Source organism: Streptosporangium sp. NPDC053982, from assembly GCF_055585205.1.
The window spans coordinates 102,694-122,008 of the sequence record NZ_JBVJKQ010000007.1; the positions used below are offsets into that span (position 1 = coordinate 102,694).

Annotated in this window: 12 protein-coding genes; 5 read left to right on the forward strand and 7 right to left on the reverse strand. The window is 70.8% G+C overall.

All coding sequences use genetic code 11. The annotated features are described in order from the left end of the window. Positions 1–14 precede the first annotated feature (14 nt). The gene (gene dnaE / locus ACZ6W9_RS14135) at positions 15–3,578 is read left to right on the forward strand and encodes a DNA polymerase III subunit alpha (RefSeq protein WP_470118021.1); all 3,564 of its coding nucleotides are present in this window, start codon (positions 15–17) and stop codon (positions 3,576–3,578) included. Between the two features lie 106 nt (positions 3,579–3,684). Here the strand turns inward: dnaE and ACZ6W9_RS14140 are convergent, their stop codons facing one another. The 5 genes from ACZ6W9_RS14140 to ACZ6W9_RS14160 all read right to left on the reverse strand — a co-directional run bounded on the left by ACZ6W9_RS14140 (position 3,685) and on the right by ACZ6W9_RS14160 (position 9,682). Then, positions 3,685–4,575: a carbohydrate ABC transporter permease gene (locus tag ACZ6W9_RS14140; RefSeq protein ID WP_389962964.1), complete on the reverse strand. Its 891-nt coding sequence runs from the start codon at positions 4,573–4,575 to the stop codon at positions 3,685–3,687. A gap of 60 nt (positions 4,576–4,635) precedes the next feature. Further along, the gene (locus ACZ6W9_RS14145) at positions 4,636–5,541 is read right to left on the reverse strand and encodes a carbohydrate ABC transporter permease (protein WP_389962967.1); all 906 of its coding nucleotides are present in this window, start codon (positions 5,539–5,541) and stop codon (positions 4,636–4,638) included. A 312-nt stretch (positions 5,542–5,853) separates the two neighbouring features. After that, positions 5,854–7,119 carry an extracellular solute-binding protein gene (locus ACZ6W9_RS14150; RefSeq protein WP_389962971.1) on the reverse strand — a complete coding sequence of 422 codons (1,266 nt, stop codon included), beginning with the start codon at positions 7,117–7,119 and terminating at the stop codon, positions 5,854–5,856. 343 nt (positions 7,120–7,462) lie between these two features. After that, positions 7,463–8,140 (reverse strand): permease prefix domain 1-containing protein, encoded by a 678-nt coding sequence (locus tag ACZ6W9_RS14155; RefSeq protein ID WP_389962974.1) that lies wholly within the window; start codon positions 8,138–8,140, stop codon positions 7,463–7,465. Between the two features lie 96 nt (positions 8,141–8,236). Then, complete coding sequence (locus ACZ6W9_RS14160) at positions 8,237–9,682, reverse strand: pentapeptide repeat-containing protein (protein WP_470118025.1); 1,446 nt, start codon at positions 9,680–9,682, stop codon at positions 8,237–8,239. A gap of 162 nt (positions 9,683–9,844) precedes the next feature. Here ACZ6W9_RS14160 and ACZ6W9_RS14165 point away from each other — a divergent pair, with 162 nt between their 5' ends. The 4 genes from ACZ6W9_RS14165 to trxA all read left to right on the forward strand — a co-directional run bounded on the left by ACZ6W9_RS14165 (position 9,845) and on the right by trxA (position 16,399). Beyond that, positions 9,845–12,247, forward strand: coding sequence for an ExeM/NucH family extracellular endonuclease (locus ACZ6W9_RS14165; protein WP_389962979.1), 2,403 nt, complete (start codon positions 9,845–9,847; stop codon positions 12,245–12,247). A gap of 379 nt (positions 12,248–12,626) precedes the next feature. After that, on the forward strand, positions 12,627–14,408 hold the full coding sequence (locus ACZ6W9_RS14170) for a hypothetical protein (RefSeq protein WP_470118027.1): 1,782 nt from the start codon (positions 12,627–12,629) through the stop codon (positions 14,406–14,408). A 259-nt stretch (positions 14,409–14,667) separates the two neighbouring features. Beyond that, a complete protein-coding gene (locus ACZ6W9_RS14175) occupies positions 14,668–15,981 on the forward strand; it encodes an outer membrane protein assembly factor BamB family protein (protein ID WP_389962985.1) in 1,314 nt (437 codons plus the stop codon). Between the two features lie 46 nt (positions 15,982–16,027). Further along, positions 16,028–16,399 (forward strand): thioredoxin, encoded by a 372-nt coding sequence (gene trxA, locus ACZ6W9_RS14180; protein WP_389962988.1) that lies wholly within the window; start codon positions 16,028–16,030, stop codon positions 16,397–16,399. 178 nt (positions 16,400–16,577) lie between these two features. Here trxA and ACZ6W9_RS14185 read toward each other — a convergent pair whose 3' ends face one another. Together ACZ6W9_RS14185 and ACZ6W9_RS14190 are read right to left on the reverse strand one after the other, a co-directional pair. Beyond that, complete coding sequence (locus ACZ6W9_RS14185) at positions 16,578–17,909, reverse strand: class II 3-deoxy-7-phosphoheptulonate synthase (protein WP_362944268.1); 1,332 nt, start codon at positions 17,907–17,909, stop codon at positions 16,578–16,580. A 125-nt stretch (positions 17,910–18,034) separates the two neighbouring features. Next, the gene (locus tag ACZ6W9_RS14190; RefSeq protein ID WP_470118030.1) at positions 18,035–19,258 is read right to left on the reverse strand and encodes an FAD-dependent oxidoreductase; all 1,224 of its coding nucleotides are present in this window, start codon (positions 19,256–19,258) and stop codon (positions 18,035–18,037) included. Between the last annotated feature and the right edge of the window lie 57 nt (positions 19,259–19,315).

Genomic DNA, 19,315 nt, shown 5'->3' on the forward strand with positions numbered 1-19,315 from the left:
ACCAGGGGATGTGGATGTCGGTGCGTTCCTTCGTGCATCTCCACGTGCACACCGAGTACAGCATGCTCGACGGCGCGGCCAAGATCGACCTGTTGATGCGGGAGGTGTCCCGGCAGGGGATGCCGGCCGTGGCGATGAGCGACCACGGCAACGTGCACGGCGCGTACGAGTTCCACCGCTCGGCGAACAAGGCGGGCGTCAAGCCGGTCATCGGCATCGAGGCGTACGTCGCACCCGCCTCCCGGCTCCGCAAGGAGGCGGTGTACTGGAGCGACGATCTCGCGCTGCGCAGGTCCGACGACGCCACCGGCGAAGGCGGCGACGTCTCGGGCCGCGGTCTCTACACCCACATGACGATGTGGGCCGCCGACGCCGGAGGGCTGCGGAACCTGTTCCGCCTCCAGTCCCGGGCCTGGCTCGAAGGCCACGTGCAGAAGTACCCCCGGATGGACGACGAACTGCTCGCCGAGTACGGCGGGGGCATCATCGCCACGACCGGCTGCCCCTCCGGCGCGGTGCAGACGCGGCTGCGGCTGGGCCAGTACGACAAGGCCGTCGAGACCGCCGCCGGATACCGCGACCTCTTCGGCAGGGAGAACTACTTCCTGGAGCTGATGGACCACGGCATCGCCGTCGAACGCCGCGTCCGTGACGACCTGCTCCGGCTGGGCAGGGAACTGGGCCTGCCGCCCCTGGCCACCAACGACTCCCACTACGTGACCGAGGACCAGGCCGGGGCGCATGATGCGCTCCTGTGCATCGGCACCGGCAAGCGACTCGCCGACCACAACCGATTCCGGTTCTCCGGAAGCGGCTACTTCATCAAGACCGCCGAGCGGATGCGGGCGCTGTGGGACGCGGAGGTCCCGGGCGCGTGCGACAACACGCTCCTCGTCGCCGAACGCGTCGGTGACTACGGCGACGTGTTCGCCCATCGGGACCTGATGCCGAAGTTCCCCGTCCCCGACGGCGAGACCGAGTCCTCCTGGCTGCGCGAGGAGGCGCTGGAGGGTGCGCGGCGCCGCTACAGGGGGGAACCGCCGCGGGAGGCCCTGGACCGCCTGGACCATGAGCTGTCGGTGATCGACGACATGGGCTTCCCCGGTTACTTCCTCGTGGTCGCCGACATCTGCCGCCACGCCCGCGCGAACGGCATCGGCCTCGGCCCGGGCCGGGGTTCGGCGACCGGTTCGATGGTCGCCTACTGCACGGGCATCACCGAACTCGACCCGATCGAGCACAAGCTGATCTTCGAACGCTTCCTCAACCCCGAGCGCATCACGATGCCCGACGTCGACCTGGACTTCGACGACCGTCGCCGGGACGAAATGATCAACTACGTCACCGAGAAGTACGGAGACGATCGGGTGTGCCAGATCGTCACCTTCGGCACGATCAAGGCGAAAGCCGCCGTGAAGGACGCCTGCCGGGTCCTGGGCCACCCGTACGCGCTCGGCGAGCGTATCACCAAGGCATTCCCCGCCGCCGTCGGCGGCAGGGAGATCCCGCTGGCGGCCATCGGCGACGAGAGCCACCCCCGCCACGGCGAGGCCGCCGAACTGCGCAGGATGTACGCCGAGGAGCCCGACGTCAAGCAGATCATCGACACCGCCATGGGGGTGGAGGGCCTGACCCGCGGCACCGGTGTCCACGCCGCCGGTGTGATCCTGTCGTCCGAGCCGCTGATCGACGTGCTTCCCCTGGTGAAGCCGAAGCAGGACGGCCCGGTCATCACCGCCTTCCCCTTCACGCAGGCCGAGGAGATGGGCCTGCTCAAAATGGACTTCCTCGGGCTGCGCAACCTCACCGTCATCAACGACGCGATCGCGGGCGTCAAGGCCAACAAGGGCATCGAGATCGACATCCGCGAGGTCCCCTTCGACGACCGGAAGACCTACGAGTTGCTGGCGCGCGGTGACACGCTCGGGGTGTTCCAGCTCGACAGCGGCGGTATGCGGGTCCTGCTGCGGCTGATGCAGCCGACGGTGTTCACCGACATCGCCGCGGTCAACGCCCTGTACCGGCCGGGGCCGATGGAGATGAACGCCCACACCAACTACGCGCTGCGCAAGACCGGCAGGCAGAAGGTCGAGCCGATCCACCCGGAGCTCGAAGAGGCGCTGGAGCCGATCCTGGGCGACACCTACCACCTGGTGGTCTTCCAGGAGCAGGTCATGGCGATCGCCCAGCGGCTCGCCGGGTACTCTCTCGGCGGCGCCGACATGCTGCGCCGCGCGATGGGCAAGAAGAAGAAGGAGGTCCTGGACGCCGAGTGGGGCAAGTTCTCCGCCGGCATGGGGGAGCGTGGTTTCTCCGACGAGGCGGTCAAGGCCGTCTGGGACGTCCTCGTCCCCTTCTCCGGCTACGGTTTCAACAAGTCCCACACCGCCGGATACGGCGTCGTGTCCTACTGGACGGCCTACCTCAAGGCCAACCATCCCGCCGAATACCTCGCCGCGCTGCTCACCTCGGTCGGTGACGACAAGGACAGGATGGCGGTCTACCTCTCGGACTGCCGCCGCCTCGGCATCAAGGTGCTGCCCCCGGACGTCAACGACAGCGAGCTGGACTTCACCGCCGTCGGCCGGGACATCCGCTTCGGGCTCGGCGCGATCCGCAACGTCGGCGCGAACGTCGTCGAGGCGATCGTCGGAGCCCGCCGGGAGAAGGGCGCCTACGCCGACTTCAACGACTTCCTGGACAAGGTGCCGCCGGTCGTCTGCAACAAGCGCGTCATCGAGTCGCTGGCCAAGGCCGGCGCGTTCGACGGTCTCGGCCACCGGCGCAAGGCCCTCGTCATGGTCCACGAGCAGGCCGTCGACGCGGTCATCGACGTCAAACGCCGTCAGGCCCAGGGGCAGGACTCCCTCTTCGGTGTCTTCGACGCGCCCGGCGACGGCTCCGGCGGGGCGTTCTCGGCCGCGATACCCGCCGAGGAGTGGGACCGGGGCACACTGCTGACCTTCGAACGGGAGATGCTCGGCCTGTACGTCTCCTCCCACCCCCTGGACGGGACCGAACGGATCCTGGAGACCCATCGTGACACCACGATCGCCGGCCTCCTGGCCTCCGGCCGGGCGGACGGACCGGTGCGGGTGGCCGGGATCATCTCGGGTCTGCAGCGCAAGGTGACCAAACAGGGAAACCCCTGGGCGATCGTCACCCTCGAAGACCACGACGCCGCGGTGGAGTGCCTCGTCTTCCCCAAGACCTACACCCTGTACGGCGGAACCCTGGCAGAGGACCGCGTCGTCTCCGTACGGGGCCGTATCAACACCCGCGAAGAGACGACGAGCGTCTACGCCGAGGAGATCACCCTGATCGACCTCTCCCGGAACGACATCGGATCCCCGGTGGTGATCTCGATTCACGAGAGCCGGGTGGACCTGAGCCTCGTCCGGGAGCTCAGACACATCCTGACCGCCCACCCCGGCCGGACCCCGGTTCACATGCTCCTGCGTCGTTCCGGTACCAAGAGCGTCCTGATGAACCTCGAACCCTTCCAGATCACGCCCGGCCCGGCGTTCTACGGTGACCTCAAGGCGCTGCTCGGCCCCGAAGCGATCGGTGGAGCGTGAGCCGGGCCCGGCCGCGAGCCGCACCCCGGCCGAGCCCGGCCAACCGCTCCGCCGGCGGGGCCTTCCGTCCCGATGTCCCAGGCCCTGTCCCGGTGCCGGGACGGCGTCACTTGATGGACCCGGCCGTGAGACCGCCCACCACCTTCCGCTCGATCAGCGCGAACAGGATGATGACCGGGATCGTCGCGATCACCGATCCGGCGAACAGGTTCTGCCAGTCCACCTCGTACTGGCCGATGAACGAGTTGAGCGCCACGGTCAGCGGCTGCCGCTCCGGCGTGGTGGTCAGCGTCAGGGCGACCACGAACTCGTTCCAGGCGGCGATGAACGTGAAGATCAGCGCGGTGACCACGCCGGGCGCCGCGAGCGGCAGCGTGACCCGGAACAGCGCGCCGAACCGGCCGTTGCCGTCGATGAACGCCGCCTCCTCCAGCTCACGTGGGATCGACGAGAAGTAGGCGTTGAGGATCCACACCGCGAAGGCGAGGTTGAAGCCTCCGTTGACCAGGATCAGCGACCAGATCGAGTCGACCATGCCGAACTGGAAGAACTCCCGGTAGATGCCGACCAGCAGCGCGGTCGGCTGGAACATCTGGGTGATCAGCACCAGCACCAGGAACGCCGTACGGCCCCGGAAGGCGTGCCGGGCGGTGTAGTAGGCCGCGGGCAGCGCCACCAGCAGCACCAGGACCGTCGAGCCCGCGGCGACCTGCAGCGTGACCAGCAGGTTGCCCGCCAGCCCGCCGGACCAGAAGGCGGTGAAGTTCTCCCAGGCGAAGACGGTCGGCAGATAGGACGCCTTGAGCAGCTCCTCCTGCGGCCGCAGCGCCGTGAGCACCATCTCCAGGTAGGGGAAGAGGAATATGAACGCGACCAGGTACGCCGTCGCCGCGACGAGCACCGTCCTGATCCTCGGAAGCCGTCGTGCGGGGGCCGGGGACGCGGTACGGCGGGCGGTCGCGCCCGCCGCCGGGCGCGCGGTTTCGGTGGCGGTCATCGAATCTCCCTGGAACGCGGAGCCCCCGCCGCCGGACGTGCGGCCTCGATGGCGGACATGTCAGGACACCTCGGTCTTCCACTTGCTGACCCTGAGGAAGATCGCCACCAGGACGATCACCATGCCGAAGTTCACCACGGACATGGCGGCCGACTCGCCGATGTCGGTCCCCTTGAGGATGTACATGAAGATCGTGGACGTGGCCGTCGAGTAGCCCGGCTGGCCGTGGGTCATCGCCCAGATGATCGGGAAGCTGTTGAAGACGTTCATCACGTTGATGAGCGCCGCCACGGTCAGCGCCGGCCGCAGCAGCGGCAGCGTGATCGACCAGTAGGTCCGCAACCGCGACGCGCCGTCCATCCGCGCCGCCTCGTAGACGTCGCCCGGAATCGTGGCCAGCCCGGCCAGCAACGCGTAGGTGGTGAACGGCAGCGACACGAACACCGCCACGGCCACCAGCCACGGCATCGCCGTCGAGGCCCGCCCGAGCGGGTCGGCCTCCACGCCGCCCAGCGCGTCGAGCAGCCCGAGATCGCGCAGGATCATGTTGATCAGGCCGACCTCGGGGTCGAGCATCCACTTGAAGATGATCGCGGTCATCAGCACCGACGCGGCCCAGGGCGCGATCATCGCCCAGCGGGCGATGCGGCGGCCGGGGAAGCGCTGGTTGAACAACTGGGCCAGGGCGAGCGAGATCAGGACCGTGAGGGTGACCACCGCCACCACCCACACCAGGCTCCGGAACATCACTCCGCCGAAGTCGGGCTCGTCGAACAGCTTGGTGTAGTTGTCCAGCCCGTTGGAACCCTGGGTCACGCCGAACCGGCTGATCTTCAGGAACGATGACTGGATCATCGTGACCACCGGCCACACGACCACCACGCCGATCAGCACCACCGCCGGGCCGATCCAGGGCAGCGGACCGAGCGCACGGATCACCCGTTTCAGGGTGGACGTCTGCTGCATAATTTCGCTCTCTAACAGGGGGCGGGCTCGCTGTGTCGATGGCGGCGCTGCGCGCCGCGGCTTGGGGCGCTTGAGGGTCGGTGCCTTCCCTCCTCGCTCTGGTCGCTGCGCTCCCGGCGCTCGTCAGTCCAGGCACCGACGCGCCCCTCGCCGTGTCGATGGCGGCGCTGCGCGCCGCGGCTTGGGGCGCTTGAGGGTCGGTGCCTTCCCTCCTCGCTCTGGTCGCTGCGCTCCCGGCGCTCGTCAGTCCAGGCACCGACGCGCCCCTCGCCGGCCCGTCTTTCACGAGGGGCGCGAGCATCATCAGCACAACTAGCCGGCGTCGGCGACCTTCTGGACCGCGCCGAGCACCTGGGCCGGGTCACCGGTGACGGCGTTGCCGACGGTCTGCTTCATCTGCGTGTTCACCTCGGACCACTTGGGGTCGGTGAACGGGTAGAAGGTGGCGTTGGGCAGCGCGTCGAGGAACGGCTTGAGCTTCTCGTCGGAGGAGAGCTTCTCAATGCCCGACGTGGTCACCGGCAGCAGCTTGTAGGTGTCGCTGATCTTCTGCACGGCCGAGGAGGAGTAGAAGAAGTCGAAGAACTTCTTGATCTCCTCCTTGTGGCCGTTCTTGTTGAAGGCCATGATCCAGTCCATGACGCCGAGGGTGGTGTCCAGCGGACCGGTCTTGCCGGCGATCGGGGCCACGCCGAAGTCGGTCAGGCCGCCCTTCTCGAAGATCGGGATGGACATGGGGCCGCCGTTGACCATGCCGACCTTGCCCGCGGCGAAGTCCTCCCAGACCTTCTTGCGGTCCTTGGTGCCGGGGTTGGGGGTGGTGAGACCGGCGTCGACCATGCCCTTGAGGAAGGTGAACGCCTCGACGTTCTGCGGCGAGTTCACCGTCCACTTGCCGGAGGCGTCCTTGTAGCCGCCGCCGTTGCCCATGAACCACAGGAACGACTCGGCCTGAGCCTCCTCCTGACCGAGCGGCAGGCCGAACGGCTGGGACACCCCGGCCTTCTTCAGCTTCTCGGCGTCGGCCTTGAGCTCGTCCCAGGTCTTGGGCGGCTCGGAGATCCCGGCCTTGGTGAAGAGGGCCTTGTTGTAGAACAGGGCGCGGGCGGAGGAGACGAACGGGATGCCGTAGGCGGTGCCGTCCACCTTGCCGTACTCGGCGAACTTCGCGAGCAGGTCGGATTGCGTCTGGGAGGAGAGGATCTCGTCGGTCTTGTACAGCAGGCCGTCCTTGACGAAGCCGGAGTAGTCACCGGTCTGCAGGATGTCGGGCACCTGCCCGTTCTGCACCATGGTCGCGACCTGCTTGTCGATGTCGTTCCAGTTGATGACCTGGACGTCGACCTTGATCTTGGGGTTGGCGGCCTGGAACTCGTCGACGACGCCCTTCCAGAACTTGTCGCCGCTGTCCGGCGCGCTGGGACCGCCGCCGTAGTCGGCGGCGACGAGCTTCAGCGTCACCGAGCCGTCGGCCGCCTTCTCCCCGCCGCCGCTCTCGCCGCCGCCCGAGCCGCAGGCCGACAGGGCCAGCACGGCGGCCACGCCGGCGCCGGCCACGCCGATGATCCTCTTGTTCATTCGGTTACCACCTTGGGATTGGGGGGCTGGTCCGTACCGGCAGTGAGGAACGGGCAGGCGCCCCTCGTGTACGGCTCCGCCAAGGTAAACCGGAACCGGGGGGCCGGTCTATACCAGCAAATATCAAATTCACAACGAGGCGGGACGGCCACGCCAACTGGTCTATACCGGGGGAGCGTTCGGAGCGGAGCGCGTTCAGGGCGGAGAGCGTTCGGCGCAGAGAACCGAGGACGGACACGACCGGCGCTCCAGGCGTGCGGTCAGCGCGGGACCGGGCACGCGGGCGGGCCGTGGCCGGCCGAGCGTGTATGCGGGCGGGCGGGTCGTGAACGGGTGCGCGGGGTCAGGCGATGGCGAGCCGGCGCCGGGTGACCCTCATGCATCGCACCGCACCGTACAGCTGTACGAGCGACAGCGCGTCGCTCACCAGCGCGGCGGCCGTTCCGTAGACGGGGAAGCCGCCCGCGTTGTGCGAGCCGTACGTCAGTGCCAGCGACAGGACGCCGACCGTCGGCAGCATGACCCAGACCAGCGCGGCGAGCGACCTGATGACGAACCGCGGCCGGCGGAGCCTGCGCAGCCCCCGGCCGAGCGCGAACAGCGCGACCCCGCCGAGCAGGCCGACGAACACCTGGATGAGGTCCACGGCGCGGGCGACCGGCCCGAACCATCCCGGTCTGGAGACGTAGCCGGCCGGGTCGCCCGGGAAGAACTTCCAGATCACGCCCCACATGAGGCAGGTGAGCGGCACGCTGACGAAGAGCAGGGCCGCCAGCCTGCGGCCCGCCGAGACCGCCAGCCGCTCCTGGTAGGCCGGGGCGATCTCGTCGATCCCGCCGAACTCCTCGACCGCGACCCGCTCGGCCTCGGCCCGGTCCAGACCACCGTCCTCCAGCGCCTCGGCGGTGTCGACCAGGCTGTCGCGAGCCTCGGTGATCATGTCCCGCTTGGGGCCGGGCGGACCCTTGAGGGTGCGGCCGAGCCGGGTCACGTAGTCGTCGATGACTCCGGCGTTCGCCATCCTCACTCCATCGTGGTCTTCGGAAAAAGCGGTCCCCGGGCGGGGACCGGCATAGCTGTACATGATCCATCCTGGCCCCATATCCGGGGATGCGCATCAGGGGTAACCCTGGAATGTCATGGAATGTCTTTCTGGGGGAGGTGCGGGGACGGGCCGGTGAGCGGTATGCGAGACCATGCCGGCCAGCAGGCTCGCGACCGTGACGGCGGTGACCAGCGCGAGCCATCCCATGATCCGGTTCGTCCGCGGGCCGTTCCCGCCGAGCGCCCACCGCGGCCCGAGCAGCCAGTGCGCGGACGCCGCGACGGCGACGTGGCGCATTCCCGCCATCCCGCGGGCGGGGCCGGAGATCGGCGCGCGCCGGCGCGGCCACCCGCGCGTCGCGAGGCGCGCGCCTCGCGGGGCCCCGGTGAAGGCGCACCCGGTGAGCCGGAGCCGTTCCGGGCGGCGGACCCCGGCGAGACCGCAGGCGCCGAGGTCCACCCGGACCAGCTCCAGGGCCTCGGCGTCCACCCCGCGCAGCGAGCTCACCCGGCCGGTCGTGGGAGTACCCGGCGGCCTCGTCCGGTCCGGCCCGCGGAGCGAGGTCATCCGGGCCGCGCCGTATCCCACGGACACCCGTCGCGCGGTCGCGTCCCGCCCGCCGCCCCCGGCGCCTCCCGCGTTCCCGTCACCGGGCCGGGCGCGCCCCTCGATCCTGGCCGGGCCGAGCAGTGTCGCGCCGGTTAGGTCGGCCTCGGCGCCGTCGAGCCGTACGGCCAGCCGCCCGGCCGCCCGCAGGCGCCGCAGGTCCACCCGGCAGCCGGCGGCCGCGACGTCCAGGCCGCCGCCCGTCCACGCCCCGGCGAGGCACAGGCCGCGACCGGCGGCGGTGGGAGTCAGGGAGCCGCCCTCCCGGAACCGTGCCCCCTCGAACCCGGCCAGCCCGCCGAACTCCGCCCTGCGGAACGACACCGCCCGGTCGAACCGGCACCCGCGGAAGACGGCGTCCCCGGCGAACCTGGCGCCGTCGAAGCTGGTGAAGCCGTGCAACTCGGCGCCCTCGAAGGAGACGGTGCGCCCGAAGGCGGCGGCGCCGAACAGCGCGTCCCGGCCCGCCGAGACCCGGTCGAACGCCGCGTGCCCGGCGACGGAGACGCCGTGCAGGGACAGTTCCCTGGCGAATCCGGCCCCGCGGAAGGAGACGTTCCCGGTGAAGCGCGCGTCCACGAAGGAGGCGAGGCGGTGGAAGCGCGCGTGGTCGAAGGAGGCGTCCCCGCTGAAGACGACGCCGCCGAACCGCGCGTCCCCGGTGAGGACCGCCCGGTCGAACCTGGCCCGCCCCGGGCGTCCGCGCGTGGCCTCCAGGACCCGTTCCAGGAGTTCCGGTTCGATCCGGGTGCCCCGGAGGTCGAGGGGGGAGCCGGGGGAGAGGCCGCCGAGGACCTCGGCCAGCTCGTCGGCGTCCAGGTGGGCCAGGCAGCGCCCGTAGGGCTGCCGCGCCGATCCGGTGCATCCGTGAAGGGCGGCGCAGGTGGCCCAGCCCACGTCCAGGCTTCTCATGACCGACTCATACCCATGAAGAGGGCCAAAGCGAGATCTATGGCAAAGTGCGCCATGATCGCCGCCGGTTAACCTCCGCAAAGTATCGAGATTATGTAATTTCACCTTCTATCTACTCATAAGTACGTGTGGAGCGATACATGTGGCTTTACGCTCCCGGTCATGCGTCCTTCAACCAAAGTGGCCGCGGCCCTCATGGCCGGCGGCCTCGCCGTGTCCGGTCTGGCGGTCCTGACCACCGCCCCGGCCCTGGCCGCGCCGGGCACCGTCGTCATCAGCCAGGTCTACGGCGGTGGCGGCAACAGCGGCGCGCCGTACGCCAACGACTTCGTCGAGCTGTTCAACCGCGGCTCCGCGCCCGTCCCGCTGGACGGCTGGTCCGTGCAGTACGGCAGCGCCACCGGAACCGGCACCTTCGGCGCCAACTCGCCCGTCCCGCTAGCCGGCACGCTGGCGCCCGGTCAGTACCACCTCATCCGGCTCGCCGGCGGTTCCACCGGCGCCGCGCTGCCCGACCCCGACGGCACCGGCGCCATCAATCTGAGCGCGAGCGCCGGCAAGGTCGTCCTGGTCCGCTCGGCCGAGGGCCTGGCCTGCAACGGCGGCTCCGCCCCCTGCACCGTCGAGCAGACGGCGCTGATCGCCGACCTCGTCGGGTACGGCACCGCCAACTACTTCGAGGGCTCCGCCCCGGCCCCCGCCCTCTCCGGCACGCTCGCCGGCCTGCGCGGCGACCACGGCTGCGCCGACACCGACGCCAACGCCGCCGACGTGGCCACCGGAGCCCCCGCGCCGCGCAACCGGGCGACCACCCCGGCGCCCTGCGGCGACCCCGGTCCCGACCCCACCGCCACCCCGACGGCGAGCCCCACGGTGAGCCCGACCCCGTCGCAGAGCCCGACCTCCTCGCCGACGCCGACACCGACAGGGGAGCCGTGCGAGACCCCGGCCACCCACCAGATCGCCGAGGTGCAGGGCAGCGGTGACGTCAGCCCGCTGGCCGGGCGGACCGTCCGCGTCGAGGGCATCGTGACCGGCGACTTCCAGCGAGCCGACCAGCTCGGCGGGTTCTTCCTCCAGGACCCGACCCCCGACGACGACCCCGCCACCTCCGACGGCCTCTACGCCTACGCCCGCGACTCCTTCAAGGACGTCAAGCCCGGCGACCGGGTGCTGGTCACCGGCAAGGTCGTGGAGTACAACGGCTGGACCGAGCTGTCACCGGTCACCGCCGTCGACGTCTGCGGCACCGGCAGCGTGCGGCCCGCCGGGCAGCACCTGCCGCTGCCCGAGGGGAAGACCTTCGAGCCGCTTGAGAGCGTGCTCGTCACCTTCCCGGACAAGCTGACCCTCACCGACCACTACAACCTGGGCCGATACGGCGAGGTCACCGTCTCCGCCGACGGCCGGGTGTTCCAGCCGACCGACCGGCGGGGCGTGGACGCCGCCCGCGACGCCCGCCGCAGCCTGCTCGTGGACGACGGCTCCACCAAGGAGAACCCCGCCGTCATCCCCTACACCGACCCCCGGGTCGTCCGCCTCGGCGACACCGCCACCGGCGTCACCGGAGTGCTGGGCTACGGCTTCGGCGTCTACCGCCTCCAGCCGACCGCGCCGATCGAGTTCGCCCCGGCCGCCCCGCGCCAGGCCAAGCCGTCCCCGGTCCACGGGAACGTCAAGGTGGCCAGCTTCAACACCCTCAACTGGTTCACCACCCTGAAGTCGCGCGGCGCCACCACCGCCGAGGAGCAGCGACGTCAGCTCGCCAAGCTGGTCGCCGCCCTCAAGGGGATGGACGCCGACGCGGTGGGCCTGATGGAGGTCCAGAACAACGGCCAGACCGCCGTCCAGGCGCTGGTCGACGCGCTCAACGCCGAGGTCGGCGCGGGCACCTACGCGGCGCTCGCCAATCCCACCCCCGGCACCGACCTGATCCACGCGACGGCGATCTACAAGCCCGCCAGGCTCAAGCCCGTCGGTCCCGCGCTCTCCTCCACCGACCCCGTCTACCGGCGGCCCCCGCTGATCCAGACGTTCCGCCGGGTCCAGGGCGGCCAGCCGTTCACGCTCATCGTCAACCACTTCAAGTCCAAGGGCTGCGACGAGGACGCCATCGGGCCCGACGCCGACACCGGTGACGGCCAGGGCTGCTACAACGGCGAGCGGATCCGCCAGGCGCAGGCGACGCTGGCCCTGATCGGCAGCCTCGACCTGCCCAACCCGCTGGTGCTCGGCGACCTCAACTCCTACGGCGAGGAGGACCCGATCCACACGCTGGAGGCCGGCGGTCTGACCAGCGTGACCAAGAAGCTCATCCCCGCGCCCGACCGCTACAGCTACCTCTACGGCGGCAAGCTCGGCGAACTGGACCACGCCCTGGCCGGAAAGAGCCTGCTCAAGCGCGTCACCGGCGCGACGATCTGGCACATCAACTCGGACGAGAGCCGCATGCTCGACTACAACACGGAGTACAACCCGCCGAGCCTCTACCGGCCGGACGCGTTCCGCTCCTCCGACCACGACCCGGTGATCATCGGGCTGGACCTGCCCGGCGGAAAGCCCTAGCAGCTGTCACTCATGGCGACGCTGTTACTCATGGCGACACTTCGTGTCGCGGCTCGGGGGCTCTTACCCGGTGTCTTCCCTCGTCGTTCTGTATTCATTGCGACGCTGCGTGTCGCGGCTCGGGGCTCTTGACCCGGTGTCTTCCCTCGTCACTTCGTCGCTTCGCTCCTGCGTTCCTCAGTCCAGACACCGGCGCCCCTCGCGGCGTCCCTCAGCCCAGGAAGCGGCGCCCCCGAGCGGGTTCATGGTGACGCTGCGCGTCGCGTGAAAATCCCCCGTCGCCTCCACGCGGAGGCGACGGGGGATTCGTGGTTCTGGGGTTCGGGATCGGCGCTATGGTTTGGGGCGGTCTATAACTCTTGGTGTCTATGGGGCGAATGTGACTACGGGGCCGGGCAACCAGCAGTATCCGCCACACCCGCAGTGGCAGGGGCCCGCGCAGTGGCAGCCTGGCGGGCAGTCGCCCGCACCCGACGCGCCGCCGGTCCCGCAGCAGCCGCAGCAGCCCTCGCCCGTCGTGTCGCCTTCCCCCGTCGCGTTGCCTTCTCCTGCCGCGCCGCAGCCCGCGCCGGTGCCGCAGGCTCCGCAGGGGCCCGCGCCGTCCCGGTGGGGCGAACGGCCCCCGCCCGTTCAGCCCGGCCCGCCGTACGGGCAACCCCCTCCGCCCGGTCCGCCGTACGGACAGCCCGGCCCGCAGTCGGATCCGCAGTGGCAGGGGCCCCTGGAATGGCAGCCGGGCGGGCAGCAGCCCTCCGCGCCGTATTCGGGCGGGCAGCAGCCGCCGGGCCTCCCGGCGCCGCGCCGCCGCAGGACCTGGCTGTGGATCGCTCTCGCCCTCCTCGCCGTCCTGGTGACGGTCGGGGCCGGGATCGTGGTGGGCACGGTGCTGGGAACGGGGAAGCGCTCCGGGCCCTCCGCCGAGGAGACGGCGCCCGCCGACCCGGCCTCCGTGGCGGTGACCAAGCAGGACGTCGAGGCACTGCTGAAGGGGCACACCGCGGCGCTGAACGACGGCGACCTCAAGGCGTACACCGGGATCTTCGACCAGGAGAACACGGCGCTGGTCCAGCAGCAGACCAGGCTTTTCAACAACCTGCGCAAGCTGCCGATCACCGAGATGTCCTACCGGACCCTGGCGCAGGAAGGACGTGCACAGGACAGCTTCGGCCGGGGCGTGACGTTCAACCTCGATGTCGCCTTCGTCCACCGGTTCAAGGGGATCGATCTGGAACCCGTCTCCGAGTGGTACCGCTGGACCGTCTCCCGGCGGGCCGCCGGCGCCCCGATCGTGGTCACCAAGGTGGGCGGCGCCCCGGCGCCGGTGGGCGGTGCTTCCAGGACCGTCTACTACCCCGGGCCGTGGGACGTCTGGTCCGACGTCTCGATGGTCAGGACCCCGCACGTCGTCATGCTGGCCCCGCCGTCGCTGGCCGCCAAGGCGAGGCGGATCGCCCCGATCGCCGAACGGGCCGCCGCGGACGACCTCGCGTTCCTGGCGAAGAACGGCCGGCGGGGACGGGATGTGCCCAAGGGCTTCGTGGCGGCGCTGGTCAAGGGCAGGGAACAGCTCGGCGGTCTGTTCCGCAAGGAGAAGGCCCACGAGGCCGGGGTCTCCATCCCCATGTTCACCTGGCAGAGCAGCGTCGACGCGCTGCCGATCGGAGGCAGCCGGGTCGTGGTGGACACCGCCTCGGCGTTCTTCGGGACCGTCGGCGGCATCCGGGAGATCTTCCGCCACGAGTTCACGCATTCGGCGCTGGCGAGCCTCGACGGCGGCAAGGCCGGTTTCCTCGGGCTCGACAACTGGATGGTCGAGGGCTTCGCCGAGTACGTGGCCAACCGCGGCAGCCCCATCACCGCCGACGTCCGCTACGACGAGGGCCGCGCCTACCTCGCCGGGCGGCTCTCCCAGCCGTTCACCGGTCGGATCCCGGACAACGTCTCCTGGGACGCCAAGGGGATGACCAGCGTGAACTACCTGATGGGCCACCTCGCGTCGCGGATGATCGCGGAGAGGTACGGCGAGCGCAGGCTCGTCGAGTTCGTCACGGCCTCCTACCGCGACGGCCGCTCCCAGGACGCGATGCGGAAGGTCCTGGGCGTCGAGGAGGACCGGTTCCAGCGGCAGTGGGCCGACTACGTCCGCGGCCGGCTCGGCTGACGGGGAGAGCAGGATGACCGACGACCGCAACCCCCCGCCACCGGGGTGGCCGCACCCGCCGCAACGGACGGGCGGGTACGGCGGGCAGCCGTACCCGTGGCCGGGCGGGCCGTACCCGCCGGGACCGGAGGGTCCCGGACCCTACCCGCCGCAGGGCGCGCCGCCGTACCCACCGCGGGGCCCCGGGCCGTACCAGGCCCCGCAGCCGCGGGGAGCGCACCCCGTTCCTCCTCCTGTCCCGCGGAGGACGGGCAGGACCGTGCTCCTGGCGGCGCTCGGCCTCGTCGTGCTGCTCGGCATCGGCGCGGGCACCGCCTGGCTCGTCTCCGGCGGGTTCGGATCGGGAAGCGGGGGCCTGGGGGACGGCGAATGGCGCGTCCCCTTCACCACGGAGGGCACCGAGGTCATCGGCACCGACGCCTCGATCGCCCTCGGCACCTGGGTGAGCGACAAGGCCGCCGTCCGCGTGCAGAAGGACGGCCTGCTCGCCTACGACCTGGGGACCGGCAAGCGGGCTTGGGGCATCCCGTCTCCCGGCGGGGAGATGTGCGCGGCGACCCACGGCCTCTCGGGCGGCAGGGGCGCCGCCGCCCACGGCACCGGGAAGGTCTGCGACAGGCTGGTGGGCATCGACGCCGGGACGGGCCGCATCGCCTGGAAGACAGCGATCCCGCCGATGCCCCCGGCGAAGAACGACAGGGGGATCTTCCCTCCCACCCTGCTGCTCTCGGGCGACCTGGTGGTCGTGCGGACCTGGGAGGAGGTGGCGGCCTACCGGCTCTCCGACGGCGGGCGGGCGTGGCGGCGGGCGATCTCGTCACCGTGTGCGGCCCGGGACGCCCTCGCCTCCGCCGCCCAGGTGGCCGTCAGCCTGAGCTGCACGGAGGGAGGCGACGCCATCGTGGTCCTCGACGCGAGAACCGGAGCCGTCACGGGGCGGCAGCGGGTCGCGGGCATCCACGAGGGGCCCGAGCACCTGCTCTCCGCCGACCCGGTGGTCGCCGCCTGGGACGGCGCGGACGAGGCGTCCATCCTCGTGCTGGAGGACCGGGGCAGAAAGGCGCGCAGGTTCGGCACCGGGGAGGAGGTCGACCTCCTGCGGCTCAACAGGACGATGTACCTGGAGCACGGCCGTGAGGAGCTCCGCGCGGCCGTGCGAGGCGGCACGCTCTATCTCGCCGCGGCCCCCGTGCGGGGGAAGAGCCTCGCCGAGAGCCGCAACGACGTCCTGGCCTTCGATCTGGCGACCGGCAGGCGGCTGTGGAAGTCCTCGGGCATCGGGCAGAACAGGATCACGTTCGTCGAGGGCGACGCGGGGGAGAAGGGCCTCCTGGTTCTGGAGGTGGGCGGCTACTCCGGGCCCGCGGCCAGGCTGACGAGGATCGACACGGCCACCGGCAGGGCGACGCCGGTCGCCGAGCTGCCGGACGGGGTCGAGAAGGAGGGCGAGGACGCCCACGTCCACCATCGGGACGGCACCCTGGTGGTCATGCCCTTCCAGCAGCCGGGCGTCAGGCACGCGGTCACCGCGCTGCGCGTCGGTGGCCGCCATGGAATGTCCGGTGGGGGGTAGGTGGTTATGGGAGCCGTACAGACGTGAACGACAAGAGGAGCCACCGGTGGCGACCATCGAGGTAACCGACCAGAACTTCAACGAGATCGCCGACGACGGGATCGTCCTGCTGGACTTCTGGGCGGCCTGGTGTGGGCCGTGCCGCACGTTCGGCCCCATCTTCGAGAAGTCGTCGGAGAAGCACACCGACATCAAGTTCGGCAAGATCGACACCGAGGCGCAGCAGGGGCTGGCCCAGGGCTTCGAGATCACCTCGATTCCGACGATCATGGCCATCCGCGACGGCATCGTCGTCTTCGCCCAGCCCGGGGCGCTGCCGGAGCCGGCCCTCGAAGACCTGATCGGTCAGGTCCGTGCCCTCGACATGGAGGCGATCCGGGCCGAGCTGGCCAAGGAGATGGGCGTCCAGGAGGGCTGAGACCCCCGCACCACGAGAACCCCGCGCCGTGAACGGCCGCGGGGCTCTCATCGTGTCCGCCTCCGGGCGCGGACCACATGTCTCGCCGGCGGCCTCCCGGCACGGGGTACGGCCCGCGCGTGCCGCCCGGGAAGGGCCGGGTGACCGGGGCGGCACGGCCGGGGGGAACCGCGGAGGGTCAGGCCGAGCGGTACAGCTCCGCCACCCGGAAGGCCAGGTCCAGCGACTGGCTACGGTTGAGGCGTGGGTCGCACGCCGTCTCGTAGCGCCGCGCGAGGTCGTCCTCGACGATCTCCAGCCCGCCGCCCACGCACTCGGTGACGTCGTCGCCGGTGAGCTCGATGTGGATGCCGCCGGGGTGGGTGCCGAGTGCGCCGTGCACCTCGAAGAAGCCCGCCACCTCGTTCAGCACGTCGTCCAGGCGGCGGGTCTTGTGGCCGCTGGGCGCCTCGAAGGTGTTGCCGTGCATCGGGTCGCAGATCCACGCCACCGTGGCGCCGCTCGCGGTCACCTTCTCCACCAGGGACGGAAGGTGGTCGCGGATCTTCCCGGCGCCCATCCGGGTGATGAACGTCAGGCGGCCCGGCTCGTTGTCCGGGTTCAGCCGCTCGATGAGCGCGAGGGCGTCCTCGGGGGTGGTCGTCGGACCGAGCTTCACGCCGATCGGGTTGCGGATCCGGGAGAAGAACTCCACGTGCGCGCCGTCGAGCTGGCGGGTGCGCTCGCCGATCCAGACCATGTGCGCCGACACGTCGTACGGCAGGCCGGTCCGGGAGTCGATCCGGGTGAGGGCGTGGTCGTAGTCGAGGATCAGCGCCTCGTGCGAGGAGTAGAACTCCACGGTGTGGAACTCGTCCGGGTCGGCCCCGCAGGCGCGCATGAACGCCAGGGCCTGGTCGATCCCCCGGGCGAGCTGCTCGTAGCGCTTCCCGGCGGGCGACTCGATCACGAAGTCCTGGTTCCAGGCGTGCACCTGGCGCAGGTCGGCGTAGCCGCCGCGGGTGAAGGCGCGGGCGAGGTTCAGCGTGACGGCGGAGGAGTGGTAGGCGCGCAGCAGCCGCCACGGGTCGGGGACGCGGGCTTCGGGGGTGAAGTCGAAGCCGTTGACCATGTCACCCCGGTAGGTGGGCAGCTCGATGCCGTCGCGGGCCTCGGTCGGCTTGGACCGCGGCTTGGCGAACTGGCCGGCCATCCGGCCGATCTTCACGACCGGCACCTTGGCCGCGTAGGTGAGCACGATCGCCATCTGCAGCAGAGTCTTGAGCTTGTTGCGCACGTCGTCGGCGGTCGCCCCGGCGAAGGTCTCGGCGCAGTCACCGCCCTGCAGCACGAACGCCTCACCCCGTGCCACCGCCGCCAGCTCGGCCTTGAGCTTGTCGCACTCGCCGGCGAACACCAGGGGCGGCAGCCCCTTGAGCTCGGCGACGACCTTCTCCAGCTCGTCGCGGTCGGGCCACTCGGGCTGCTGCGCCGCGGGCAGCCGCCGCCAGGAATCGAAGTTGATGCTCACGGCATACCAGGCTATTGCAACCGCGTCGTCTCCCGGACCCCCTTGTCCAAGATATGAGATGGCTTTCGTCATAAATGAGACGTCGGGGGTGGGAGAACCCCGCCCGGGAAGCCGGGGAGGCCGGATCAGTCCGGCCGGGGACGGGGCGCCTCCGGGCTCCTCACGTGCTCGGGGAGGACGCCGTAACCGATGAAGCGGCGGCCGAGGGCGCCGACCACCGGGAGGCGGGAGACGTCGCGCGGCAGGCCCGCCGGCCGGACGCGGCCGGAGAGGGCGGGGCCGATCAGCGCGGCCTGCACCGCGCGCTGGACCAGCTGGGTGACCGCCGTGGGCGGCACGCGGCGCCGCTGGACGCGGGCCAGCAGCGACTCGGGGATGTCGGCCCCGGCGGCGAGGGGCCCGGCCAGTAGGTTGGCCGCGGCCACGGCGTCCTGCACGGCCAGGTTGATGCCGACCCCGAAGATCGGTGACATGGCGTGCGCGGCGTCGCCGATGGCCAGCAGGCCGGGACGGTGCCAGCGGAGCAGCCGGTTCACCCGGACCGACAGCACGCTCACGTCGTCGAAGCCGTCCAGCAGCCCGACGCGGCCGGCGAGGAACGGCAGCAGACCGGCGACCTGCTCGCGCAGCGCCTTGATCCCATCGGCCCGCAGGGCGTCGAAACCGCCCTTGGGGATGACGTAGGCGAGCTGCCAGTAGGAGCCGCGGTCGATCGCCACCATGATGCGGCCGCTGGACAGCCGCAGGAAGGTCTGGTCGAGGTCGGACGTCTCGCGCGGCAGCCGGAACCACACCACGTCCATCGGCGCGCCGAACTCCTTCGGGACGAGTCCGGCGGCCCGGCGCACGGCGGAGGTGCGGCCGTCGGCGGCGACGGTGAGCGTCGCGCGCAGCTCGTGCTCGCCTCCGGCGTCGCGGTAGCGGATCCCGCGTACCGCGCCGCCCTCCTGGATCACGCCGGTCACCTCGGCGTTCATCACCAGCCGGAAGGACGGGTACCGCCCGGCGGCCTCGGTGACCAGGTTGAGGAAGTCCCACTGCGGGACGAAGGCGATGTAGCGATACCTGCCCGGCAGCCGGGTCAGGTCGGCGACCGGTGTCAGGCCGTCGTCGGTCATCACGACCAGCCGGTGCTCCTTGCGGTGCGGCAGCCGGTGGAACTCCTCGGCGAGCCCCAGCTCGTCGAGGATCCGCAGGGTGGAGGGGTGGATGGTGTCACCCCGGAAGTCCCGCAGGAAGTCGCCGTGCTTCTCCAGCAGTGTGACCTCGACGCCCGCGCGGGCCAGCAGCAGCGCGAGCGTCGCTCCCGCCGGGCCTGCCCCGGCGATCACGCACGTGTTCTCCGTCATAATTCATCACCCATTGAATTGTTTCACGACCGGGGCCGAAGGTAAACCTCCTCCCGC